This is a genomic window from Affinundibacterium amnicola, from assembly GCF_014284275.1.
GTDB lineage: Bacteria > Pseudomonadota > Gammaproteobacteria > Burkholderiales > Burkholderiaceae_D > Undibacterium > Undibacterium amnicola.
The window spans coordinates 426,282-453,143 of sequence record NZ_JACOFU010000001.1; the positions used below are offsets into that span (position 1 = coordinate 426,282).

A 26,862-nucleotide genomic window follows, 5' to 3' on the forward strand; every position below is an offset into this window, starting at 1 on the left:
CAGATATTTTAGATAGTGGTAGATGATGTTTTGAATTGGTGATGACGAATAGAACGCTTAATTTATTCTAAGGTGAAATATGAATGAAGCTCACGATCAAGACGTGAAGCAAGTTATTTTAATTGTGGACGACACGCCCGATAACATAACTTTGCTTTCTGCACTGCTCAAAGATAAGTACAAAATTAAGATTGCGACAAACGGATTAAAGGCTTTGCATATTGCATCGATTGATCCAAGTCCCGATTTGATTTTACTTGATGTGATGATGCCTGAGATGGATGGTTACGAGACATGTCGGCGCTTAAAAGAAAATCCGCAGACAAATCAAATACCAGTGATTTTTCTAACGGCAAAAAGTCAAGTATCAGATGAAGAAATGGGATTGAAATTGGGCGCTGTAGATTACATCAGCAAACCTGTAAGTCCACCAATCGTGTTAGCACGCGTCGCCACGCAACTTAATTTAGTGCGCGCACGTAATTTACTGCAAGATCAAAATAAAAATCTAGAAGGTTTAGTTAAAGACCGGACGAGAAAATTGGCGAAGATGCAGGATGCGATCATTATGGCGATGGCATCGCTGGCCGAGACACGGGATAATGAAACTGGTAATCATATTCGTCGTACCCAGAATTATGTTGCTGCATTAGCGCGCCAATTGAAAGATTTGCCGCGTTTTTCTTCTGAATTAACCGATGAGAATATTGAATTATTATATAAATCTGCGCCTTTGCATGATATCGGCAAAGTCGGCATTCCAGATAACATTCTGTTAAAACCCGGTAAGCTGACTTCAGAAGAATTTGAAGTCATGAAATTACATACGAACTATGGACGTGAGACGATTTTATCCGTCGAACGTTATCTTGGCGAAAGTAATGAATTTTTACGATTTGCCCGCGAGATCACTTATTCGCATCAAGAAAAGTGGGATGGCTCAGGTTATCCCGAAAATTTGTCTGGAGATGCGATACCCATCTCGGCTCGACTTATGGCCGTTGCGGATGTCTACGATGCGCTAATTTCAAGACGCGTTTATAAGCCAGCATTTACGCATGAAGAAGCGATCGATATTATGCGCAAAGGGCGAGGAAGTCATTTCGATCCAGATATTCTAGACGTATTCTTAAAGATCACAGACGAATTTAGAGAGATTGCGATGCGATATCGGGAGAGCGAAGCTGGCGAAACAGAGATTTATTGATTTCGTTTCACAAATAAAAAAGCGCAAAATATTTTGCGCTTTTTTATTTTTCGTGCACTGATTTGCTTAATCAAAAACTGGGGACTCAACACCAAGGATCTTATGCAACTTAGGTGAAGTCGTCGTGTATTGCATGTGGATTTTCTTTTCAGGGAAAATATACGGTGCCGCGCCAAATGCAGCTAAAGCCGCTTCGTGGAAGCCTGACAAAATCAATTTTTTCTTACCAGGATAAGTATTGATATCACCCACTGCGAAAATGCCCGGTACGTTGGTTTCAAACTTTTCGGTGTCCATGACTTTTAATTGTTTGCGTTCGATCTCTAAACCCCAGTCAGCGATAGGGCCGAGTTTTGGTGACAAACCAAAGAACACCAACAAATCATCCAACGGCAAGCGACGCGTTACGCCGTCTGCGCCTGTCACTTTGATCTCTGATAATTTGTCGTCTTTGGTTTCGATACCGGTGACTTGACCGATGATCAATTGCATTTCGTAGTTGTCGCACATTTCTTTCATTTTGGCGACAGATGCTGGTGCAGCGCGGAAGTCATCACGACGGTGCAATACGATGACGGATTCTGCTTTACCAGCCAATGCCAAAGCCCAGTCTAAAGCGGAATCACCGCCACCGCAAATGACTAGATTGCGGCCTTCAAAACGGCTAGGGTCTTTGACGCGATAGAAAACTTGTGAACCTTCAAATGTCTCAATGCCTTCTACTTTCAAAGTGCGTGGTTGGAAAGAGCCAACGCCAGCAGCGATGAAAATGGTTTTGGTGATGAACTTGGTGCCCAAAGAGGTTTCCAGATCAAAGCGACCATCGGCGCGACGTTGAACCAAAGTGACTTCTTGATTTAAGTGAAAGGTCGGTTCAAACGGTTCAATTTGTTTGAGCAAATTGTCTGTCAACTCTTGACCTGTACACACAGGCACCGCAGGAATATCGTAGATAGGTTTGTCTGGATACAATTCCACGCACTGACCGCCAACGACTGGCAGAGAATCAATCACGTGTGCTTTGATTTCGAGTAAGCCAAGTTCAAAGACTTGGAACAGACCAACCGGACCTGCGCCAATGATGACTGCGTCGGCTTCAATTACGCCGGTCACTGCTGAATTTTGTTTGTTGTCCATACGACTTTATATTCTTTAGAAAATTGGGCAAATCGGTTCATTGGAACCGCTGTGCTGATCACGCAAAAAAACAAGCGAAAAAATTAACGCTCGAGATATTGCAATTTGTCTTTCACATCTTTCCACTCATCAGCATCCGCCAACGGTGTAGTTGTTTTCGTGATCGACGGCCAGCTGCGAATTAAATCGGCGTTGATTTTGATGAATGGCATTTGATCTTGTGGCACATCTTCTTCGGCATAAATCGCATTGACTGGGCATTCGGCAACGCAGACTGCGCAATCGATACATTCATCTGGGTCAATCACGAGAAAATTTGGACCTGCACGGAAGCAGTCCACTGGGCAAACATCAACGCAGTCAGTGTAACGGCAGCGGATGCAGGATTCGGTCACAACGTGGGTCATAACAGGCCTATCAATAAAAAAATCGGGGGTGAAGCGCTACTGGAAATGTCGACGTAGCTGCAAAGCCTTGTATTTTAAGGCAAATCGCCCTAACTCACAATTGCGGCTTAGATAAAATTAGCATAAGTAAATGTAGTATTCGGCAATCGCTCCTGCCGGAGTAGCTGTTCTTCGCTTTTGGATAAGGATGGCAGGCATGTGCAGTCTGCTGCCGTATAATCGGCTTTGTCTCCTAAATTTCGTCTATTTACTGTAAAAAACTATGAAATCTCCTAAGCCAAAACTCTTAGTTGCTCGAGCCATGTTCCCAGATGTATTGGCTCGCTTGAATGATTATTTTGAGCTTGAGCTAAATCAAGAGGATCGCATTTTTTCGCCAGAGGAGCTGACAGAGCGTTTGCAAGGCAAGTTTGGCATGATTTGCACCTCAAGTGCCAAAGTTAACCAAGAGTTACTTTCCAAGCTTCCTGAGCTAAAAATTATTTCCACGATAGCAGTTGGTTACGACAATTTTGACTTGCAAGCCTGTACGCAGTATCAGGTAATGGCGACGAATGCGCCAGATGTGTTGAATGAAACTACTGCAGATTTCGCTTGGGCGTTGATGATGGCAACTGCACGCAGGGTGACTGAAGCGGAGCATTTCTTGCGTAACGGAGAGTGGCAAAAGTGGGGCGTCGATTTTTTCGTTGGTGCTGATATCCACGGATCTCGTCTGGGAATTTTAGGGATGGGACGCATCGGCCAAGCAATTGCACGACGTGCTGCTGGTTTCGGCATGGACGTGATTTATCACAATCGAAGTCGACTCAGCGCCGAACAAGAGACGGCCGCGCATCGTGCGCGTTATGTCGATAAAGAAAGCTTATTACGTGAATCCGATCATTTGATTTTGGCTTTGCCTTATTCGCCCGAATCGCATCATAGTATTGCCGCCGCGGAGCTTGCACAAATGAAGTCTAGTGCGACTTTGATTAATATCGCACGTGGTGGGATTGTGGATGATGTCGCTTTAATCGCTGCTTTGCGAAATCGACAAATTGCTGGCGCAGGATTGGACGTGTTTGAAAATGAGCCACGTTTCCACCCTGATTTTTTAGAATTGAAAAACGTTGTACTAACACCGCATATCGCTAGCGCGTCAGAGAGAACCCGCAGGGCAATGGTCAATCGCGCGATCACGAATGTGATTGCGGCCGTACGTGGCGAGGTGCCGCCAGACTTGCTCAACCGTGATGTACTTGAAGTGTAATGTCGTACGGTCAAAAGAAACAGGCGCCAACATCTCTGCTCATTGCTGCTCAGTGACAGCGTGGCGCCTGCTTTTTTCTACTTAGGGAATCTTAAAAGTTCTTAGTCTTTTAACGATTCGATCAAATCAATATATTCCTGCATCGCCGTGTCTTTTGATGTGCCTTTTAATTCGGCCCAAGCATCAAATTTGGCGCGTGCAACGAAGTCGGTCATGCCCGGACGTTCGCCGCTGGCATCGCCTGAACTAGCTTGTTTGAAGAGGGCATAAATCTTCAATAAAGTCATATTATCAGGACGTTCCGGTAAATTTTTGGAATCAGCCTGAGCTTGATTAAATTGGTCGACGAGGCTCATAAGATCTCCTGATGCTGGAAAGGGATGGAAGTACTGGAAACTTAAATGTGATTTTCAATATCATTTGATATTGTTCTGCTTTTGCATTCTAGCTTAACAGTCATGTTCCTTCCTATAGAAGATTTCCTCAAACTGAAAAACGCTTTTGCGCGCGCGGAGGCTAGTAGTAAAAAACGCCAGAGACTTCTGGCGTTTTCGTGAAGCGGTTAAGGTGATTCAGTTAATGTATGGTCGGCTCTGCGCCGCAACATACTTTATATTTCTTGCCGCTACCGCAAGGGCAGGGATCGTTTCTGCCGACTTTTGGCGCATCGCGTTTCACAGTGGCAACGCCAGACTTTCGCAATGGTGCCCAAAAGCGTCGGATTTCCCCGATTGACGCTTCCAGTTTTAAGGCTAGTTGATGGCATTTCTCTGGCGTATCCACTAGCTTAGTTTCTTCCTCTTCAATCTCTTCTGCACCTAGCAGGTAAATCGGTTCTAGCAATGGTGCAATAGTTGGTGATTCCCATGCGGCTTCCCAAGCTTCTGCACGTAATTGCATACCTTCCCAAAAGCCCCAGGCCCAGGTTTCACCATCGATTAATTCTTTGCCGTTTTCTTCCATCACGCAAAATAGGGGTTCGAATTCTTGTGGCGCAACTTCGAAGGTGATTTGAATCTCATTCATGAAGCGAGCGATCAAATTCGTGATCCGCTGCATTTCTTTGGGGTTCTTAAATTTCGGCTCTCCATCATCGGGCAGTCCCCACACAAGAGGTAGCCATTCAGTCATGGCAATCACTTCAGGTCCAAGTGCTATTGCCGTCAGATAGCCGTGCAGGGCGTCCATGGTCATGCCGTCATCGCCAACGGCGTCTGACATCAAAAATTTATCGAGTTCGTTAAACTCTTTGTCGCTGAGGGGTTCATCCAGATGCATGATGCTTGCTCGTTTAAAGGTGGTTTTCGGATGTAATCGCTGCGTATTTTGTACGGCGATCTTAACGCTGATTCTAATAACGGAAGTGTAGCGCTTTGTTCCTAGTTCGTGGTGAGAAAGCACGTACAATGCGGGCTATGAGCTCAAATATTCTAATCCCCGGCGATCATTTGCCTGAAAACTACACTGAAAATCAGTCAGAGGATGACTCGGATCGCCAGTCAAATCCTGTTGATTTTTCAAACTTAAGCCCTGACTGCGTATTTGATGCCATGCACGCGCAGGGCTTTCATTGCGATGGACGACTATTGGCTTTGAATAGCTATGAAAATCGGGTTTATCAATTGGGTATGGATGATGCATCACCTTTGGTCGTGAAATTTTATCGGCCATTGCGTTGGAGAGATGCGCAGATTAAAGAAGAGCATCAATTTGTGACGCAGCTTGAAGCAGCAGAGATACCTGTTGTGCCTGCTTTGCTAGATGCGAATGGCAATAGTTTGCGTGAATTTTCGGGTTTTCGCTTTGCGGTATTTGCTAGGCAAGGCGGACGCGCTCCTGAATTAGATCGTGCTGGCACTCTAGAGTGGATAGGGCGTTTTTTAGGACGAATTCATGCGGTAGGTGCGCGGGACTCTTATCAGCATCGGCCGAAGATAAACCAACAGACCTATGGTGATGCATCGTTAGAGTATCTTCTTCAGCATGACTTTATTCCCTCGGATATTTTAAATGCCTATGAAGCTACCGCACGTATGATGTTGGCTGCAGTTAGCAATGCGTATCAGCAAGCAGGTGAGGTGCAAAACCTACGCTTGCATGGTGACTGCCACATGGGAAATGTATTGTGGACCGAGGCGGGTGCACATCCGGGACCCCATTTTGTAGATTTTGATGATAGCCGCATGGGGCCAGCGATGCAGGACTTGTGGATGCTGCTATCTGGTTCGCGCCAAGAAATGCAAGAGCAGCTATGCGATATTTTGATGGGCTACGAAGATTTTTATAGCTTTAATACTGCCGAATTGCACTTGATCGAAGCCTTACGTAGCTTGCGTTTATTGCATTATTCAGCGTGGCTGGCACAGCGTTGGAGTGATCCTGCTTTTAAGCAAGCGTTTCCTTGGTTTAATACGCAGCGCTACTGGCAGGATCGTATTTTAGAAATGCGTGAACAAATTGCATTGATGGACGAAGCGCCACTGCGGGTCTGATAAATTGTGCTTGGTGGCTTTGTTTCCCGCCTATTTGTTAGCCTCCATCGTTTACAATGACGCCATTCTGATTATTTTCTTTTATGTGATAACTATGACACAAGATGAATTAAAACTCGCGGTCGCGCAAGCCGCGATAGCGTACGTCGTTGAAGGTGAAATTATTGGCGTTGGCACAGGTTCCACCGCGAATTTTTTTATCGATGAATTGGCGAAAATTAAACACAAAATCAAAGGCGCAGTCGCATCCTCGGAAGCAACGGCAAGTCGCTTACGTGGCCACGGTATTGCGGTATTTGATTTGAATGAAGTTAGTTCTATGTCGGTCTATATCGATGGTGCGGACGAGATCACAGCAAGTGGTGCCATGATCAAGGGCGGCGGCGCTGCCTTGACTCGTGAAAAAATCGTTGCATCGGTAGCCAAATCCTTTGTTTGTATCGCCGACGGATCTAAATTGGTTAATTTGCTAGGTAAATTCCCTTTACCAGTCGAAGTCATTCCTATGGCGCGTGAATCCGTGACACGTGCATTGAATGCGATCGGAGGCGAAGCCAAATTACGTATGAAAGACGGGGCGGCCTTATTGACTGATAACGGCAATATTATTGTCGATATACATGGATTGCAAATCGCTGATCCTATTGCTTTAGAGGCGCAGATTAACAATATCGTTGGCGTAGTGACTGTTGGATTATTTGCTGCACAAGGCGCGAATGTTTGTCTGCTCGGCACTGAAGATGGCGTCAAGACTTTACGATTTTAAATTTTAGTAACATTAATAATTTTGGTAGTAATTTAGGGGTAAGCAGATGGTCGATGTACAAATTAAAGATGACGCAGTCATCGCACAAACGAAACTGTGGCTGGAGAAAGCTGTTATCGGCTTAAATCTTTGTCCGTTTGCTAAAGGTGTACATATTAAGGATCAGATTCGCTATTTTGTGAGTCATGCGACCACAACTGAAGAGTTAATTAAAGACTTAATGGCCGAATTGGAAGTGCTGGCTGAAGCAAATCCAGAAAAAATCGATACTACGCTGCTGATTCATCCTTTCGTGATGCAAGATTTTCTCGACTATAACGATTTCTTAGAAGTGGCGGATGCGACTTTGGAAGAGTTGGATTTAGACGGAATTTTGCAAGTGGCGAGTTTCCATCCGCAATATCAATTTGAAGACGCCGCACCGGACGATATCGATAATTATACGAATCGTTCGCCATTTCCAACGCTGCATTTGCTGCGCGAAGAGAGTATTGATAAGGCTGTAGAAGCTTTTCCTGAAGCGGAACAAATTTACGAAAAAAATATGCAAACGCTGCGCGCATTAGGGCACGATGCTTGGAAGAAGCTTTTTATTTGAGCTATTTGTGGGCGTGAAAGCAGGGGAAGGGCAATCGTGTCTTTCTCCGCTTTTGTTGATGCAGCACATAAACTCCATTAAAGATGCACGCCAGCGATTCTTTCCTTATATCGATATTTGTTTTGGTTATGTGTGAATTTCTTTTTTTCGATTGAATGCACTTCGAAATGAAGTTCGGCTGCTGATAAATATCGCATCGAAATTTAATTTGTTTGATATTCGTTTTATTATGGGATGAATGTAAAATCGGGCTACTGTCATTCAATTGTCATTAAATATCACCAATTCTTTGGTTTTGTTGTTTGGCTGCTTTGATTTTTCTGGCTCTTACAACTTTCCTTTTCTTACAGAACCATTGCCAGTTTTCATCGGTTTTTCTAAGAATTTCCTTTGTTTTCACTTTCCCTCGATTTCTTACGCTTAAAAAACAGGCATACGCGCCTTGTTATTTTGCAGAGCAACATGTAAAGTCATGCGTTCTTTTTCTCGCTTTACTCCCTTTTTCGTCACTCTTTTTGAAATGTTATGGCTTTAATTGTCCACAAATACGGCGGTACTTCGATGGGGTCTACGGATCGTATCAAGAACGTCGCTAAGCGCGTCGCCAAATGGCATGATGCAGGTTATCAAATCGTAGTTGTGCCGTCTGCGATGTCAGGCGAAACGAATCGAATTATTGGTTTGGCTAAAGAAATTATGGCCGATCCTGATCCGCGTGAGCTTGATATGATTGCCTCCACGGGCGAACAAGTATCAGTTGGTTTGTTAGCGATTGCTTTGCAGGCTCTAGGTAAAAAAGCGGTTTCTTACGCTGGTTGGCAAGTGCCAATTAAGACAGATTCTTCCTATACCAAAGCACGTATCGCTTCAATTGATGATGCTAAAGTAAATGCGGATCTGGCTGAGGGTAAGATTGTTATTATCACTGGCTTTCAAGGTGTTGATGAGTTGGGTAATATCACCACGCTAGGTCGCGGTGGTTCTGATACTTCTGCAGTGGCGATAGCTGCGGCATTGAAGGCGCAAGAATGTTTGATTTATACCGACGTTGATGGTGTGTATACAACCGATCCACGTGTTGTGTCGGAAGCGCGCAAGTTGAATACCGTGACTTTTGAAGAGATGTTGGAAATGGCATCGTTGGGCTCCAAAGTTTTGCAGATACGTTCTGTAGAATTCGCTGGCAATTACCGCATGCCGACCCGCGTATTGTCATCATTGACTGACCCATTAATGCCTTTGGCCGAAGAAATTATTTCCGGCACCCTGATTTCGTTTGAGGAAGATACAAATATGGAACAAGCCACTATTACTGGCATCGCATTCAATCGCGACGAAGCAAAACTCACTGTGTTTGGCGTACCAGACAAGCCAGGCATTGCTTATCAAATTCTTGGTCCTATCGCTGACGCGAATATTGAAGTCGATATGATTATTCAAAATCAATCTGTTGATGGTAAAACGGACTTCACCTTTACTGTGCCGCGCGGTGATTACAACAAAGCGATGGATGTATTGAATGCGAGTGTTAAAGAGCACATTGGCGCGGGTAATATTATTGGTGATGCTAAGGTGTCGAAAGTATCCGTGGTGGGCGTAGGTATGCGTAGCCACGTTGGTATCGCGTCTCAGATGTTCCGTACCTTGTCAGATGAGGGAATCAACATTCAAATGATCTCTACATCAGAAATCAAAATTTCCGTGTTGATTGATGAGAAGTATATGGAATTAGCGGTACGTGCTTTGCATAAAGCATTTGAATTGGAAGCAGCGTAATTACGATTTCCATGTGAGATTTTCATTGCAAGTAGTTGACCAAAGATGAACTACCCGCTATGATCACGGTCTCGCTTGTAATGCCTTGCGTAAGCATAGCGTTGTGAGAGTGTGGAGACGTGGCCGAGTGGCCGAAGGCACTTCCCTGCTAAGGAAGCATCTGGGGTAACCTGGATCGTGAGTTCGAATCTCACCGTCTCCGCCAAAGAATTGGTGCCCGCTTAATGAAAGTTAAGCGGGCATTTTTCTTTTTCTCCTTAGCGTCTCATCTGGTATGTCAATTATTAATCCAAGTTAGTTTGGTTTGAATAATATGTAGTTTTTTTATAGTGGATTACTTGGATATTAAAATTAAATTTTTTTCTAGATAGTGTCTGATTGCTATTGATAAAAAAAAGACATTGCTATAACGTCACGTTTTTGAATGTAAAAGTTGTAACGGACGTGAAACGCATGAATTATCAAGAACTTAGTCAGACGTCCTTCTTTTGGACATTGCAAGGCCTCTGTGCCTTACACCGCAAACCCTTTTCTTTAGAACTAGCTCAACAGCAGTGCGCAGCACCTTATAGTAATCAGTCTCTACAAAGTGCATTAGATCAGGTGGGTTTATTATCAACTGTTCACAAATGCTCTGCGAAGAAACTATATAAAGAGTCATTCCCTTTAGTCGCTTGGTGTCGTGAGCCTATCAATGTAGAAATTGCCATCAGTTCTGATGTTAACTCGAATGACAATTCAAGTTTTGTGTCCCCCGCACTTGTATTGCAAGCCGACGAACACAATGTCTTAATCGTCGAACATTCAGATAGTGCGCCCCAAACCATCTCCTTAGAGCATTTTCAACAGCGTTACACAGGTCAAATCACCCGCGTCACACCCAAGATTGATCCCGGCATCGATGCAGATAGCGCCGAGCAAGAACGTCAGGCACGACCTTTCGGCTTTAGTTGGTTCGTTCCCGAACTCTTAAAGCATAAAAAACTCTGGCAAGAAATTTTATTAGCCTCATTGGTGATACAGCTGATCGCTCTTGCGACACCGCTATTCACCCAAGCGATCATCGACAAAGTTGTTGTTCATCGGACCCAAAGTACCTTGATCGTCATCGCGATTGGTATGTTGGTCTTTATGATTTTTTCGGCAGGCCTATCATGGCTAAGGCAATATCTGGTACTGCACACCGGCAATCGGGTCGATGCCGTCTTGGGTTCCGCTGTGTTTGAGCGCCTGTTTAAGCTTCCACCACTGTACTTTCAACATCGTTCTACTGGGGTGATCTCTGCTCGTATGCATGGGGTCGAAACGATACGTGAATTCATTGCTAGTGCCGCCGTCACGATCATTTTAGATCTTCCGTTCTTATTGATCTTTGTCGCGATCATGTTTTATTACAGTGTGACTTTGACCTTAATTGTATTAGCGATACTCACCGTAATTGTCGTGCTCAGTGCCATCGTCGCACCGATGTTCCAAACTAAGTTGCAACAACAATTTCAACTTGGCGCCCGTAATCAAGCCTTCATGACGGAATACATCGTCGGTTTAGAAACGGTCAAATCACTACAACTAGAACCCCAACTCAATAGCAAATACAGCGGCTACTTAGCCAGCTATTTACAAGCTGGTTTCGACACCAAGCAACTTGCCAATACCTATAACACCGTCTCTAATCTGCTAGAGCAAATCATGACTCTGCTCATCCTAGCCATTGGCGCTTACACCGTCATGCACAGCACCGAATTTACCATAGGGATGTTGGTCGCCTTTCAAATGTTTTCAGGACGTTTATCGCAGCCGATGTTGCGCTTAGTCGGCTTATGGCAGCAGTTTCAACAAGCCCGCTTATCTGTGGATCGCTTAGGCGATTTGATGAATGCCCCAACAGAACCGTACTCCATGGTACCAAGTCGCGATGGTAAAAAAAATGGAAAAGTCCAGATAGAACAAATCGCTTTTAAATACGCCGAAGAATTACCGCTCGTGTATGACAACCTTAGCCTGACGGTAGAGCCAGGCCAAACCATCGGCATCATGGGACCATCTGGCTGCGGCAAAAGCACGCTAGCAAAATTACTACAAGGCTTCTATCAACCGACTGCTGGACGTATCTTGGTCGATGGTGTGGATATCCGCTATTTATCCGCTAACGAGCTACGCGCCCACTTTGGCGTGGTGCCCCAAGAGACAACGCTATTCTCTGGCACCATTTACGACAATCTACAAATGGCCAGCCCAGATGCCACTTTCGAACAAATCGCCGCTGCCTGCAAAATGGCCGAGATTCATCAAACCATAGAAGCTCTCCCCAAAGGCTACCAAACCGAAATCGGTGAACGTGGTGCAGGTTTGTCAGGCGGACAAAAGCAACGCATCGCCATTGCCAGAGCCTTACTCAAACGCCCGAGTATCTTAGTCTTCGACGAAGCCACCAGCGCATTAGATACCAACACCGCTGAGCACTTCGCACAAACTATCAATAGCCTGCGCGGCAAAGTCACCATGCTTTTTATTACGCATGGATTGCCAAAAGGCTTGCATGTTGATGCTGTGTATCGATTAGGTGCTCAAGGCGCACAAAAAGTTGCATTAGCGCCTGCGGTGAGCAGCAATACTTAATTCATGAAATTCATCAACACTTCGACATAACTGATGCAAAACAAAACAAAGTAAAAAATGAATCAAGCAAACATTAATAATACAGCGTCAGAAAAACAAGCAGCACCAAGCGCCCAAGTCATCCAACTGTGTCCACCTACGCGTTGGCACGATCCCTTGCAACTGATTCAAAACAATCCACCAAGTCAAACAGGGCGCATCGTTCTATGGTCAGTATCAATACTAGTCTTTATCCTCATCATTTGGGCAGCTTTCGGTAAGCTCGACATCATCGCTAGCAGCGAAGGTAAATTAGTCCCACAAACCCTAGTCAAAATCGTACAACCAGCCGAGTCCGGCATCATCAAAGAACTCTTAGTCAGAGAAGGTGACGACGTTAAAGCCGGTCAAGTCATCGTACGCCTCGACACCACGTTGGCCAACGCCGACCAAAGTAGCGTCAGTAGTGATCTGTACACCCAACAAATGCAAGTGCGCCGAATTCAAGCAGAACTTAACGATGCACCGATGACGAGCAAAACAGGTGACGACAATGTGCTCTTTAGTCAAGTCTATAATCAATACTTAGCACACAGAAAATCCTTGCGCGATAGCTTAGATCAAGAATTATCTCTACTCCAAAAGGCCGAACACGAACGCAAAAGCGCATTGGAAATTTTAAGCAAATACGAACAGACTTTACCGTCCCACAAAAAGACAGCCGACACTTTCGCTGAATTAGAAAAAGAAGGCATCGTCGCCAATTCACTCAGTGCAGAAAAGCAGCGCGCCGCCATCGAAACACAAAAGAACCTCGACGCCCAACAAGCCACGGTGGCCGCCCTCAACGCCACCATTAGCGCCCAACAAAAACGCATCACCCAACTCAAAAGCAACTATCAATCTGAATTGCAAAAAGAACTCGCCGACATCCAACAAAAGATCGGACAGCTCCAGCCTACACTCGCTAAAAGCAATTACAAACAAGGCCTAATGGAACTCAAAGCCCCGCAAGACGGCACCATCAAAGACATCGCTACCACCACAGTCGGCGCAGTAGTGCAACCAGGCAGTGTCGTCATGACTTTAGTGCCGAAAGACGAACAACTGTATGCCGATGTTGGTATCAAAAACGAAGACGTCGGCTTTGTTGAAGTCGGACAAAAAGTGCAAATCAAAGTCGCTACCTATCCGTTCCAACGATTCGGCATGTTAAGCGGCAAGCTCACCCATTTGAGCGCCGATGCGACCGAAGTCAACAAACCCAATACAACAAGCAACAACCCGAATGCGGCAGGCACGAATGAAAACAATGCCAGCACGATAGCGACCTACAAAGCACGTATTCAGTTAGATCAACAGAGTTTGATCGATGCGCAGGGAAAAAAACATCAGCTCAATGCAGGCATGCAAATCGTGGCGGAGATTCATCAGGGCAGACGTAGTGTATTGGCGTATTTACTGTCGCCTGTGCAGAAAGCGGTGAATGAAGCTGGGCGGGAAAGATAGATTTTATTAACTGTATTAAGTTGAATATTTTAAGGAACGGAGAGCGTTAATGACTAAATTAATTTTTGCAATTGCGATGATGATAGCGGTAATAGCAGTATCACCGCTTACACACGCACAGCAAGTGAAAAAATGGGTGGATAAAGACGGTAAAGTGCATTATGGAGATGCCATGAATGCGCCATCGAAAAGTGAGTCGGTGCAAGTGAATGCGAATCGTTCAGGCTATTCAATCGATTCACCGAAAATACCTGAAACGGCGAAAAAAAACGTTGCTGAAAGTAAGAAGAAAGAGGTGGAAATCGATCCAAAACATGGGATTCCAGTAGCCGCAATCAATCAATGTATCGCTTATGCAAAAGAGTACGCGCGTGTTTCTAAAGCGTATGGAGAGGTCAGTGGCAAAGAGCGTGGCTTGATAGCGCAGATTAGTAAAACGTGTCCAAATGTAGAAATTTCTTGCACGATTAAGACTCGTTCACCTGAGGATGATAGATGCGAAGCCATTAAACCGACATCTAAGAATAGAGTGTTTAGCGGCATGGTGAATAACGTACGGCGAGAGTTTAATTATGCGCAGTGATGTTGAATGAGGATTAAGTGATTTGCGTTATTGATTTCAGAAATCTGTCAATTGACAATTCGTCACAAGAGATTTCTTTAGAAGGAAAAGTAATTGATGATATTCGCCTCGCTTTGCAGTAAGGGCTGGCTGTTGGCAGCGAAAAATTCAAAGCAGCGATGAGTGTTGTAAGTGGTGTTAGGTGAACGCAAAGTCGGCGAGGGTGGCCGATCAATTTGATGCGTGATGCTGCGGAAGAATCAGAGCAAACGGATTTTGGATTTTAATCTTTGAGAGAATTGAAAATGAAACTGAACGACTTGAAAAGCAATGTGATGCTGACCTCTTTGGTTCGAAAAATGCCAAACTTAACATCAAATAAAGCGCTGGAATTACTTAAAAATAATCCAGAGAAATATATAACACCACAACAGCTAGCCGATCTGGCGAGGAGCGTGCATGTCGAGATTTTGACTGTCGTGTGAAGAAATATTCAAAGCAAGTGTAACGTCTCATTTTTACATTTGTTTAGCAAAGACGAAAAAACTTAAAAATTCTCAAAAAACAGTAACTATTTTAATCTTTAAGGAATCATAAAATGACATTCGTATTAGAAGAAATTTCACCATCTGATCATGAAAAATATCAATTGACGGACAAAAATCCATTTACTTATAACAGTGTACAGTCAAATGAGTGGCTGATAGATCGTGAACGGAACATGTATTTTAGAAAATTAGGGGGAAGGCGGCGTGATGATCCTTACGTAATGGAGTTTCACTGTTTCTGGCGCGGCGCTTTACTAGCGATTTGTTTTGATTGTAGGTTAGAGTACATCACACCAAGAGATGTGAAAGTGAAATGGAGATACGGTGGTGGCGATCCCTTGCCTGTGAATTTAAGACCTTATATAAACGAGTTTCACGCAGATTTGAAGGAGGCTTTGACCTTATATAAATCTTCAGGGCTTGGTTCGCCATTTGATTCCTATGTTGTTGAATTTGATTTTTAAGGGGGTCGAAAAATGTCAAACTTAACAGCCGCCGATGCGCTTGATTTACTAAAAAAAAATCCAGGAGACTATGTAACAGAGGAGCAATTAAGGGCACTAGCGAATCGTGTCCATGTCGAGATATCGAATCTCAATAAGGTCACTGTTTTATATAGTGGTAATGTAGCTGGTGCAATTAGTGGTGGAGGAATTGTCAGCGGTCTGGTCGAACAAAAAACAGCCGTCCGCGCGATTTCGCAAACTGAACTATATAAATTCCTTGAGGATGAGCAATTTCAAAAAGCTGTCGCTCAGGCGTTTAGTACACCGTCTAAGCCAGTCGATGTTATCACTCTTAATGATATTGACCAGAAAGATCACCCAGCGAATAAGTTCATGAATGCAGCCAAAACGGGGCTGTGGGCGGAAGGTTCAGTGCGATTTGCAAGTTCTGCCGCTGGTGATGTGCGCATACTTGCACCATTCTCTGACCCTTCGCGAATTCTGGCAATCGATGAGTTACCAGCATTGCTGGAAAACACAAAGGTTACGCATATTAATGGCATTCCGAAATCAATATTTAAGACGATTTTAGACTCGAATCCAACAACAGGATTGACTCGCGTAAATAATGCCGTTGCGTGGTCATCACAGGCCTTGATGAGAAATATGAGGCTGGAAACTCAGCCTCTTTTTAAGGCTAACGGTGATCCAATATATGACACCAATGGTGTTCAAAAATTGAAAGTGACGGGTGTTTCAGCAGGTGAATTTTTCGATGGTACTGGGATTGTGGTTAACCGCACCCCGACTGTTGGTATAAAACTAGAAAACTTGATCGACGATACTATAAAAAAGGATTTGATCAATGCACAGGGCGCATTCGCTCGCGCGCTCGAACAGGGGCGCGATGACATCGTTGCTGCTGCCAATGCGGCAAAAGCGCTTCCAGTAGATGACATTAGATATGTTTCTAAGGCAAGTTGGAAGGAGCTTGGCGTGAAAGGTCTTGGACTTACTATTGGGATAGGAGTTCTCGCTAATGAGGTAAAGGAGGCGATTGACCAAGGAGATAATACTCGTGCGGATAAGATTCTTGCAAACGGTACGGTTGAGCTATTAGCAGGACTTGCTGTAGGTGATGCAGTGGTTGCACTGGGGATGGGATTCATTTCAGGGATTTCAATTGCGAATCCTATTACTCTGGCAATCGCAAGCGGCGTTGCGATCGGGGCTGGTATTTGGGCTGGAATTGAAGCAGTGTCTGCTGTGAAAAATCTTCTAGATAGAGAGACGGGTGAGATACCCACAGTACGAATTGAAGGTGATTGGAAAGTCACACAGTATTCAAGCGGATTAATTACAAGAGAATTGCAGACTATCGAGTCTGGTGTGGTTGATTTTAAATGGAGTGCTCCAGATCCTCGTGGCACCATCGTTGGTGAAAGCAATTTTGACACCGGTGATGTGTCTACCTATTTGTGGTCGGGCGGGGTAGCTGGCGATGGACAGTTGCTTGAGAGTTCATATGCATCGGACTTCGTGACAAGAGAAGGGGAAACCGTTCGGGAAGTTGTAATTACGGACGAACCGAATGCCGATAAAGTTTCAGTTAAAACCACTGAGCATATTTCAAAAGACGACGGAAACTCAATTTACAAATTAGTAGAAACGAGTCAAGAAGGTGGACCGAAGGTTATTGATTTCTTTAGTTCCTCTCGGGAATCTCATACGAGATTTGATGAGAATGGTGTCAAAACAAATGCAGAGTGGGTAAATAAACTTGATAATTCCCATGGCACTTTTACTTTTGATAAGAATGCTAATCGATCAATAGAAATAGATTATGATAAAAATAACGTGATGGTTCGTCAATTTGTTAAGAATACATCAGATAATTCCAGTGAAGAATTGGTGATTGACCCTGGATCGAGTGCTCGTACCCTAACAAAAATAAATGCAGACAAGTCTAAAGAGATTCAATCCATTGATGCATATAAAACTGAAACAGTTCAAAAAATCGATGGGAAAAGCAATGAAACTTATTTTGAAAGCAATAAATCTGATGGTAGTTATGTAAAACGCGAATTCGATCCCGAAACAGGGGAAAGAAAAGAACTTATCGTTGATAGGGATAAGAATAGCTCGCAATTTTTAGATGATGGAAAAGGAAATTGGAGTGACATTCAATATGATCGCGATGGACAAGCTACAAATGGGGAATGGGGTAAAAATAATGGCAGTTTTGGTGATTTTGAAGTCATTAACGGAACTCGTATCGAGCATATTAATGATGGTGCTGGTTATGATCAGAAAATAACCACTGCACCAGATAAAAATAAAAATATTGTATGGAACGATGCAAATAAGGATACATCTGGTGAAATAAATCAGCGATCTGATGGAACTTATACATCGACTACGGTAATGCCGGATAGGTCTAAACAATTTACTGTAAAAGATCAAAATGGTGTGATAACGACAGATTATGTTACGAACTGGGGTTATAAAAACGCAAAATCTTGGACTTCTCCTGATGGCACTAAGGGATCAGAGTTTTACGACGGCAAAAAGACTACGCAACAAATTAGTAAGCCAGATGGAAGTGTGCAAACAACTTACACCGATGGTGAAGGCAATGGTCAAACCAAAATTTCCAATAAGGAAGGAACAATCACCCAACTAATATCGATTTATAAAGACAACACTTATCGCGTCGAGATCACCAATTCCGTGACTAAGAAAAGGGAAATTTTTCATCGTAATGCAAATGGTAGCTATATGAAATCCGTCTCCGATGGAAAGGATGATACCTACAGCTATAAATTTTATGACGCTAAAAACAATATGACGAGGTCGGAAACGCGAGGGGCAAATGGAGCCGTCACTTACGTGAAGATTGAGAATGGGACCCGTACTGAGTGGAGTGGCAAAGACTTAGATGAAAATGGCGATCTCGATAAAGGAGTCGTACGCAAGACAATTACGAACCCTGATGGCACGATTACGTCTATGGGGGATGATAGAAATGGTCGACGCGATGAGATAACTTATGGCGCAGATGGTGTCGGTATCGTTGGAACGACTTTTATTGAATATAAGCCAGATGGCAGTGGCGTGATTTATCGGACAGATAAAGATGGACGAGTAACAAGAGAGAGTGTTGATGCTGGCACGATCAAACTGTATCAAAAAAAGATTGACACTAAGAGTGAATATAGCAAAGAAACCGAACAGAATGGCGTGACTCGGACAGAGTATCGTAAGCCTGATGGCACGATGGGTGGAAGTTATAACGATGGTGTTAATAAAATTGAGACAACTTATGGTGTGGATGGTATCGGCATCATTTCTAACCGTGTGACTGAACGAAATCCAGATGGCAGTGGCGTGGAGTATTACACTGGGCCAGATGGGAGAACGGAGAGAAAAGAATTCGGGCCAGGCGAAATTCCTGCGCTTAAGCAGAAGAAAGATCCAAAAGGTGAACCTACTCCGCCAGAGAAACCAAAGGAACTTCCTAATAACGATTTCCCAAAGAACGATAACCCTGATGATCATTATGACGATGATCAGGAGGATTCTTATCCTGAACCAGAGCCAGATCCTACCCCTGAGCCCGATCCAACACCTGATCCAATTCCGACGCCGAATCCGACCCCAAATCCAGGGCCGAATCCAGGACCGCGACCATATCCGCCGCCACCTCCGCCGCCACCACCGCCAGCTCCTCGCCGCGATCCTTTGGCTTTCGATTTGAATCGTGATGGTGTGGTTGAAACTGTTTCGAAAGACAATGGCGTTAATTTCGACTTGGATAATAATGGATTTGCTGAACGCACAAGTTGGGTGGGAAGTAATGATGCACTGCTAGTATTAGACCGTAATTTGAACGGAAAAATTGACGGTGGTGGTGAATTATTTGGTACAGAAACGTTGTTGAAAACGGGTAAATTCGCCACCAACGGTTTTGACGCACTTGCTGAATTCGATTTGAATAAAGACGGCGTCATTAACGTAAATGACACAGTCTTTTCTGAGTTAAGGATCTGGCAGGATAGTAATGTCAATGGCATTGCCGAAGAGGGCGAATTAAAAACGTTAGCCTCAATCGGTATCAAACAAGTTAATCTGGCTTATCAAAATAATTTGTGGACTGATACCAACGACGTACAACATCGTGAGAATGCTACCTATGTTCTAGAAGATGGAACAAGCGCAGTGACTAATACTCTTTGGTTTGATATTGATAAACGCCAGACAATTCCAGTAGATGAATTGATTGGTGACGGTATTGTAGTGAGCGAGGCCATCAATAAGCTACCAAACGTTGTTGGGTTTGGTAATACGCACTCTTTACATCATGCGATGGCTCTTGATAATACCGGGCAGTTACAGGCCAAAGTTGAAGCATTTGTTGCCGAAAATGATCCTGCAAAACGCCAACTGTTAGTGACTGAAATTCTATTTTTATGGACTAAACAAACAGGCATTGATCCTTTGAGTCGGGGTGGGGTGGTTGACGCTCGCAAAGTTGGCGTTTTGGAGTCTTTTTGGGGGCAGGCAACTCTTGATCGCGATCCGACCGGCAGCTACGGCGCAAGCGTGCAGCAAGCTTATGACCAACTAGAACGATCTACTTATTCGCAATTAATGGTGAACTCGCATTTTGCTTCATTGATAAAACGCGCCACTTTTACAAAAATAGACGGAAAATGGGTTGGAGATTTTCGCGATGCGGCAGTTCACTTTGCGTATGCATTTAAAAACGCAGACTCATTTGCCGTCGAGAGATTGCTTGACTATATGAGTGTGGTTTCTGGACTCAATCCTTATGATACATCTCTTTCTAATCAATTAAGAGCTGATATTTTGTCTGTGGCTGAACTGTTTGAGCCTGATGTTCGTGAAAAATTAATCGGAGTATTGTTCATTCATGCCGATGTAATGGTGGGTACTGCAGACGATGATATTTTGCGTGGCTATCAGGGTAACGATAGTATTAGTGGTGGCAGCGGAGATGATGACTTATCTGGTGACGACGGAAATGATTTGATTCAAGGTGGTGACGGGGCAGATCTTATAGATGGTGGTGTAGGCAATGATCAATTATTTGGCGATATCGGCAATGATCTTATTAACGGACGTGATGGTGATGATGTAATTCGTGGAGGTATTGGTTCAGATGTTGTTCTGGGCGACGCTGGAAACGACACCATCTTTGGTCAACAAGGTGATGACTTTGTTGGAGGAGGTGAGGGTAGCGACTATATTGTTGGCGATGTTGGAAACGACCGCTTATTTGGTGACGCTGGTAAGGATGAAATTATTGGTGGCGATGGAGCTGATTATATCGATGGTGGTGTAGGCGATGATCAATTGGATGGTGGTTTTGGCAATGATACTGTCATCGGAGGTCTTGGCGATGATTATTTAGCAGGTGGTGATGGTGATGATGTTTTAGATGGCGGTGCCGGCAATGACTATTTACGTGGCGGATTCGGAAATGACACTTATCTTTGGGGAATTGGTTCTGGTAAAGACATGGTCACTAATGAAGAAATCACGATTGGAAGGAAAAACGTCCTTAAGATTGGTGAAGGAATCCGCCCAAGTGATCTTTGGGTAAGAAATGAAAGGGCTACTCAAAGTGTAATTTTAGGCGTTAAAAATAAGGAAGATACGTTTACGATTTTCGGTGGATTTGATCTTTTGAATACTGCAGGAGTTATTCAAGAGTTTATATTTGCGGATGGAACTGTTTGGACGCATGCGGACCTAAAAACAATGAGTTTGATCGGCACAGAAAATGATGAAGAAATCTTTGGATTTGAAAGTGACGATGTTCTTGGAGGCAATGGTGGCGATGATACCCTGTTTGCAGGCGTTGGTCGTGATACGTTAGATGGAGGTACTGGGAATGATCAGATGTCAGGTGGATGGGGAAGTGATACGTATATTTTTGGACGTGTTTCTGGTAACGACGTAATTCATGAAAGTAACGACTTAGATCATAGAGATTTGAATGTGATTCAATTTGAACCCGGGATCTCACTTTCAGACATTTCATTTGATATGGTTGAAAATGGAAGTACTGTTGACGATTTGCTGATCAAAATAAGAGACACCAGCAGTTCTGTAGTAGTGAAAAATTTCTTTCGAGAATATAAGCTCAGTAATGGTGAGCGAAGCATTGGTATTTCTCAGTTAGTATTTTCAGATGGTACATCGATTACTCGAGATGAAATTCGGCAATCATTGATTCAGCGGCAGATTACAGCTGGCAATGATGTTATTCATGGTTTTGAAGGATCAGATGTCTTGGAGGGTGGTGCCGGAGACGATACTATTGAGGGTTACTTGGGTGATGACGTATATAAATTCGGACGAAGCTCTGGAAATGATACTTTTTTCGAGTTGTACTATGATCTTTTTAAATCTCAAAATATCATCTTGCTAGATAACGATGTTAAACCTGAAGATGTTCAATTGAAACGAGATACCTTGCAAGAGGAAGATGTGCTGTTAAGTATTTCGGGTTCTTCAAATACTTTAAGATTGCAAAGACATTTAGGGCATTTTTATTTGGGTAAAATACAATTTTCTGATGGTACTTCGTGGGATTACAACGAAGTATTTAGAAGAGTAAATTTAGGAACTTCTGCTGTAGACCTTATCGTTGGCACAAGCGCAGATGAAACGTTTGATGGACTTGGTGGTGATGATCGTATCGAAGGCGGCGCAGGAGGAGATACCTATCTGTTCGATCGCAATTCGGGTAATGATACGATCCTTGATCGTGGCGATAGTTTAGTATTAAACAACTCCGATAAAGTTCAATTAGGTGTTGGAATTCTGCCATCAGATGTGAAACTGAGACGCCAAAGTTCGATGTCTCCAAACGATATTTTATTGAGCATTTCTGGTTCAGCCAGTACGTTGACAATTCAGAGCGGTCTAACACAAAATTATGACGGTTCTTTTAATTATGCAATTGAAACTATTCGATTTGCTGATGGTACGGAATGGAATTGGAGTGCCATTAAGCAAAAAGTAAGTCAAGGCACAAATACTGACGATATCATTAATGGTTTTATCGATAGTGACGATGAGCTGGACGGTGCAGGCGGAAATGATCGGATGGAAGGATATGATGGTTCTGATACATATATCTTTGGCAGAAACTATGGAAACGATTTTATTGAGGATTACGATCAAGCAGGCATCGGAAGCAGTAATGACTTAGACGTTGTTAAGCTTGCTGCTGGTGTTCTCCCCGAAGATGTACTTGTATCAAGGGATAGCAATGAAAGCCTAATTTTAACTATTCAAGGTACTGCCGATAAACTGACGATTTACCGATATTTTGATAAGCCAGTTTGGGCAAACGGTGCGAGTCCGTTTCAGATAGAAAAAATCCAATTTGAGAATGGTATCGTTTGGGATTATAGCGCTGTGCTTGCCGCCTTTATGCGTGGAACAAATGGTGACGATAGTATCTATGGAAAAGAGACAGATGACACGATAAATGGATTTGGCGGAAACGATCTTGTTTTCGGCGCTGGAGGAAATGATCGACTATATGGCGGTGATGGTAACGATACAGTTGTAGGCGGCGACGGCGACGATATTGTTGACGGAAATTCTGGTAACGATGAGCTCCGAGGTGGCGATGGATTTGATCAATATATTTTTGGTCGACAGTCTGGAAATGACTTGATTAACGATGGCGACAATCAAAGTGTCATTCGTCGAGATCAAATAGTTTTGGATTCGGACATTGCTCCAGCAGATATTAGTCTTAGTAGAGATGGTAGTGGATCAAATATCGGACTTGTAATTTCGATTGCTGGTAGCTCAAGTTCGTTAAAAATTTACCCGTACTTTTATGGCACTGAACTTAATCCCAGTATGCGACAAGAAATTTTGTTTGCTGACGGTACAATTTGGAATGCCGAGCAAATAAAGGACTTAAGTACACCAGTTGCGAATCGCGCACCAATAGTTTCAGAGCCGATCGCTGACCAAGCTGCAAAGCAAAATATTTTATTTAACTTTGCCATTCCTGATGCTGCATTCAAAGATCTTGATACTACTGACGTACTAACATATTCAGCTAGTTTGTCAAATGGTTCGGCACTTCCATCTTGGCTTAAATTTAATGCGAGCACCAAAACATTTAGTGGTACGCCAACAGTTTTGAGCACTGTTGGCGTAAAAGTGACGGTTAGAGATAAAGAAGGTTTAGCTGTTTCTGATGCGTTCAATATCGTAGTTGGCTCATCAAATCAAGTTCTCAATGGAACAAATGGGACAGACAATCTTATTGGCAATATCGGTAATGATACTCTGACTGGATTTGCGGGCAATGACGCGTTATTCGGTGGACGTGGCAATGATATTTATGTCTTTAACCGTGGCGATGGTCAGGACACGATTGACAACCTTGACCTGTTGACTGGGACAGATACATTGCGTTTCGCGACGGGCGTGATCGATACTGATGTGTTGGCATTCAAGTCAGGAAACCATCTAGCGTTTAAGCTAAAAAATAGTACTGACCAGGTCGTGATCGCCAACTATTATGCGGCGAATACCACTATAAATGGACAGGCTGCTGATTACAAAATCGATAAAGTCGAGTTCTCCAACGCGGTTAGTTGGAATCAATCCATGATACAAACGATGGTTGATCGAGCGACCAATAATAAGGCACCGACTTTAGGTACAGCGGTGCCGAATCAAAATAGTAAAGTCGATGTCGCCTATAGCTTCACTGTTCCAGTGAATACTATTGTCGATGCCGATGTAGGCGATACTGTGACCTATAGCTTGAAGATGCAAGATGGTTCTGCCTTGCCTACTTGGTTAAGTTTTAACGCGGCGACGCGAATCATCTCTGGTACGCCAACATTGAGTAATTTGGGTAGCCTAAGTTTGACTTTGTGGGGCACTGACAACTACGGTACTGCTCTTGGGCAAAACCTCAGCATGACAGTTAATCCAGCCAATCGCGCACCAGTCGTTGCGGTCAATGTGCCAGATCAGATGGCAAGCCAAGGTGCGGCGTTTAACTATACGATACCAAGCAATAGTTTTAGTGATCCTGATGTTGGTGATGTCTTGACGTATAGCGCAACATTGGTAGATGGCACCGCCTTACCATCTTGGTTAACATTGAACGCCACAACTGGTGCTTTTAGCGGTACACCAATATCGGTCGGAACATTGAGCATTAAGGTGACTGCGAAGGACAGCGGCAATCTAAATGCTTCCGATGTTTTCGATTTGACTGTCAATGTTTCTAATCTCAATTTGACAGGTACCACTGGTGCAGACACCCTTACTGGAGGCGTCGGCAATGATTCGCTAAGCGGACTCGCAGGCAACGACAAATTAACTGGCAATGCAGGTAATGATTCACTCGACGGCGGTGCAGGTTCCGATACGCTGATTGGTGGTTTGGGTGATGACATTTACATCGTTGATGTGACTACCGATGTCGTGACAGAAAATGCGAATGAAGGGACTGACACGATCAAGAGTAGCGTCACCTTAACTCTGGCAGCTAATGTTGAAAACCTCACCTTAAGCGGTACCACAGCCATCAATGGCACGGGCAATGCGTTAAACAATGTCTTGACTGGTAATAGCGCCGTCAACACGCTTAACGGTGGAGTTGGTGCCGATACTTTAGCGGGTGCTGCTGGCAATGATATCTATGTGGTCGACAACATCAACGATATGATTGTTGAAAGCGCCAATGAAGGAACTGATCAGGTCTCTAGCTCGGTTAGCTTCACCTTGAGTGCCAATACCGAGAATTTGACATTGACTGGAACCGCGAGTATCAACGCTACTGGTAATACCGCCGTCAATACCTTAACCGGTAATGCAGGCAACAATGTCATCGACGGTGGTGCAGGCAATGACAGCATGGCTGGTGGTGCGGGCAATGATACCTATGTGGTTGATAGTAGCGGTGATACTGTCACCGAAGCAGCAAATGCTGGTACCGATATGGTGCAAAGTAGTGTCAGTTACTCTTTGGGTACGAATCTAGAAAATCTGACCCTGACAGGCACAGCGAATATCAATGCTACAGGCAATACCGCTGCCAATATTTTGTTCGGCAACAGTGGCAATAATGTCTTGGATGGTGGCGCTGGTGCGGACGCTATGTCTGGTGGTGCTGGCAATGATATTTACGTGCTCGACAATGCTAGTGACGTGATTACGGAAAACGGGAGTGAAGGAATTGACCAAGTCAAATCATCACTCACTTATACCTTAATCGCGAATTTAGAATCTTTGTTGTTGACAGGCACCACAGCGATCAACGGCACAGGCAATGCGCTGGATAATCTGCTTATTGGGAATAGTGGAAAGAACGTCTTAAACGGTGGTGCTGGCAATGATATTTTGCAAGGAGTTGCAGGTGACGATACGCTGACCGATACTACGGGAAACAATATCTTTGATGGCGGTGCTGGTATCGACGTGATCACCGCGGGTATAGGCAATGATTTCATCGTTGGCGGACTCGGTAACGATACAATCACTACCAGCACAGGTGTTGATGTGGTTGCTTTTAATCGTGGTGATGGCATGGATACCTTGGTCGCAAGTACCGGAAAAGATAATACTTTATCGTTGGGTAAAGGGATTAAATATGCTGATCTGCTATTCAAGAAATCTGGTAATGATCTGATCTTAGTTACTGGCACCAGTGAGCAAGTCACGATGAAAGACTGGTACACCAATGTCAATAATCGTAGTATCGCTAACTTGCAGATTGTGATTGAGGGTACGACAGACTACAACGCTGCCTCGACGAATAAATTGAACAATAAGAAAATTGAACAGTTTAATTTCGATGGTTTGGTGACTAAGTTTGATCAAGCTCGCGCTGCCAATCCTTCTTTAACAAGTTGGGCTTTGTCTTCATCGCTACTTGAATTTTATTTGAATAGCAGTGATACGGCTGCAATTGGTGGTGATCTAGCTTATCAGTATGCGAAGAGCGGTAATCTTTCTGCATTCTCGATGACACCAGCTCAGGCTTTGTTATCGAGTGCGCAGTATGGAAATAGTGCGCAAGCATTGCAGTCTACGACCAGCCTTCAAGATGCATCAGTACGATTGATGTGATCTGTATTCATTTTTAGAGTTGTTTTACAAAGGGTGAATTGATTGTTGTTGATGTCTAATTAGCACTCCTATTAATTTTGAATGGGAGTGCTAGGATTGCGTACGGTTGTTACTTGAATGCTGTGATTGTCATGTTCTTTATTGAATTTTCACTTTAGTAAATCGACCGTCACTGTAGTTGAATTTTTAATAAAAAACGCCATTTTGGAGATTTTGTTTTTAAATAATTTTAGATCAACGAATTTAGAGGTAATTAATTTTTTAAGTAGTTAATTTATTTATTTTTATTCTAAGCAAATTAGTTTATAGAATTCGTAGTCTTCACCAAAGAAAAATGCCCGCTTAATGAAAGTTAAGCGGGCATTTTTCTTTGGTGCGCATGCATTAAGCGACTTACATAAAATTTATTTTGCGTG

General features: G+C 43.7%; 16 protein-coding genes and 1 tRNA gene. 13 read left to right on the plus strand and 4 right to left on the minus strand.

The features are described 5' to 3' along the window. Positions 1–79 precede the first annotated feature (79 nt). Positions 80–1,207, plus strand: a complete 1,128-nt coding sequence (locus tag H8K33_RS01910; RefSeq protein ID WP_186889282.1) for a response regulator — start codon at positions 80–82, stop codon at positions 1,205–1,207. Positions 1,208–1,273: 66 nt separating this feature from the next. Here the strand turns inward: H8K33_RS01910 and H8K33_RS01915 are convergent, their stop codons facing one another. Both H8K33_RS01915 and fdxA read right to left on the minus strand, forming a co-directional pair. After that, positions 1,274–2,344, minus strand: coding sequence for an NAD(P)/FAD-dependent oxidoreductase (locus H8K33_RS01915; RefSeq protein WP_186889283.1), 1,071 nt, complete (start codon positions 2,342–2,344; stop codon positions 1,274–1,276). An 83-nt stretch (positions 2,345–2,427) separates the two neighbouring features. Then, a complete protein-coding gene (gene fdxA, locus H8K33_RS01920) occupies positions 2,428–2,751 on the minus strand; it encodes a ferredoxin FdxA (protein WP_186889284.1) in 324 nt (107 codons plus the stop codon). Between the two features lie 262 nt (positions 2,752–3,013). Here fdxA and H8K33_RS01925 point away from each other — a divergent pair, with 262 nt between their 5' ends. Further along, a complete protein-coding gene (locus H8K33_RS01925) occupies positions 3,014–4,003 on the plus strand; it encodes a 2-hydroxyacid dehydrogenase (protein WP_186889285.1) in 990 nt (329 codons plus the stop codon). 101 nt (positions 4,004–4,104) lie between these two features. On the opposite strand, the gene H8K33_RS01930 is transcribed toward H8K33_RS01925, so the two are convergent. After that, positions 4,105–4,359 carry an acyl-CoA-binding protein gene (locus H8K33_RS01930; RefSeq protein ID WP_186889286.1) on the minus strand — a complete coding sequence of 85 codons (255 nt, stop codon included), beginning with the start codon at positions 4,357–4,359 and terminating at the stop codon, positions 4,105–4,107. 220 nt (positions 4,360–4,579) lie between these two features. Continuing rightward, positions 4,580–5,281, minus strand: a complete 702-nt coding sequence (locus H8K33_RS01935) for a UPF0149 family protein (protein WP_186889287.1) — start codon at positions 5,279–5,281, stop codon at positions 4,580–4,582. Positions 5,282–5,418: 137 nt separating this feature from the next. Between H8K33_RS01935 and H8K33_RS01940 the strand changes: the two genes are divergently transcribed. The 11 genes from H8K33_RS01940 to H8K33_RS01990 all read left to right on the plus strand — a co-directional run bounded on the left by H8K33_RS01940 (position 5,419) and on the right by H8K33_RS01990 (position 26,446). Continuing rightward, on the plus strand, positions 5,419–6,495 hold the full coding sequence (locus H8K33_RS01940) for a serine/threonine protein kinase (protein ID WP_186889288.1): 1,077 nt from the start codon (positions 5,419–5,421) through the stop codon (positions 6,493–6,495). A 94-nt stretch (positions 6,496–6,589) separates the two neighbouring features. Then, entirely contained in the window at positions 6,590–7,261 is a 672-nt protein-coding gene (rpiA, locus tag H8K33_RS01945; protein ID WP_186889289.1) for a ribose-5-phosphate isomerase RpiA, read from the plus strand. A gap of 46 nt (positions 7,262–7,307) precedes the next feature. Beyond that, the gene (locus tag H8K33_RS01950; RefSeq protein WP_186889290.1) at positions 7,308–7,859 is read left to right on the plus strand and encodes a DUF1415 domain-containing protein; all 552 of its coding nucleotides are present in this window, start codon (positions 7,308–7,310) and stop codon (positions 7,857–7,859) included. A 525-nt stretch (positions 7,860–8,384) separates the two neighbouring features. Next, a complete protein-coding gene (locus H8K33_RS01955; RefSeq protein WP_186889291.1) occupies positions 8,385–9,635 on the plus strand; it encodes an aspartate kinase in 1,251 nt (416 codons plus the stop codon). A 113-nt stretch (positions 9,636–9,748) separates the two neighbouring features. Continuing rightward, positions 9,749–9,840, plus strand: a tRNA-Ser gene (locus H8K33_RS01960). 248 nt (positions 9,841–10,088) lie between these two features. After that, on the plus strand, positions 10,089–12,254 hold the full coding sequence (locus tag H8K33_RS01965) for a peptidase domain-containing ABC transporter (protein ID WP_186889292.1): 2,166 nt from the start codon (positions 10,089–10,091) through the stop codon (positions 12,252–12,254). 57 nt (positions 12,255–12,311) lie between these two features. Then, the gene (locus tag H8K33_RS01970; RefSeq protein WP_186889293.1) at positions 12,312–13,742 is read left to right on the plus strand and encodes an HlyD family type I secretion periplasmic adaptor subunit; all 1,431 of its coding nucleotides are present in this window, start codon (positions 12,312–12,314) and stop codon (positions 13,740–13,742) included. A gap of 49 nt (positions 13,743–13,791) precedes the next feature. Further along, positions 13,792–14,325: a DUF4124 domain-containing protein gene (locus H8K33_RS01975; RefSeq protein WP_186889294.1), complete on the plus strand. Its 534-nt coding sequence runs from the start codon at positions 13,792–13,794 to the stop codon at positions 14,323–14,325. Between the two features lie 284 nt (positions 14,326–14,609). After that, on the plus strand, positions 14,610–14,789 hold the full coding sequence (locus H8K33_RS01980; protein WP_186889295.1) for a hypothetical protein: 180 nt from the start codon (positions 14,610–14,612) through the stop codon (positions 14,787–14,789). Positions 14,790–14,902: 113 nt separating this feature from the next. Continuing rightward, on the plus strand, positions 14,903–15,316 hold the full coding sequence (locus tag H8K33_RS01985) for a hypothetical protein (RefSeq protein WP_186889296.1): 414 nt from the start codon (positions 14,903–14,905) through the stop codon (positions 15,314–15,316). Between the two features lie 12 nt (positions 15,317–15,328). Further along, positions 15,329–26,446 carry a calcium-binding protein gene (locus H8K33_RS01990; RefSeq protein WP_186889297.1) on the plus strand — a complete coding sequence of 3,706 codons (11,118 nt, stop codon included), beginning with the start codon at positions 15,329–15,331 and terminating at the stop codon, positions 26,444–26,446. Positions 26,447–26,862: the final 416 nt, after the last annotated feature.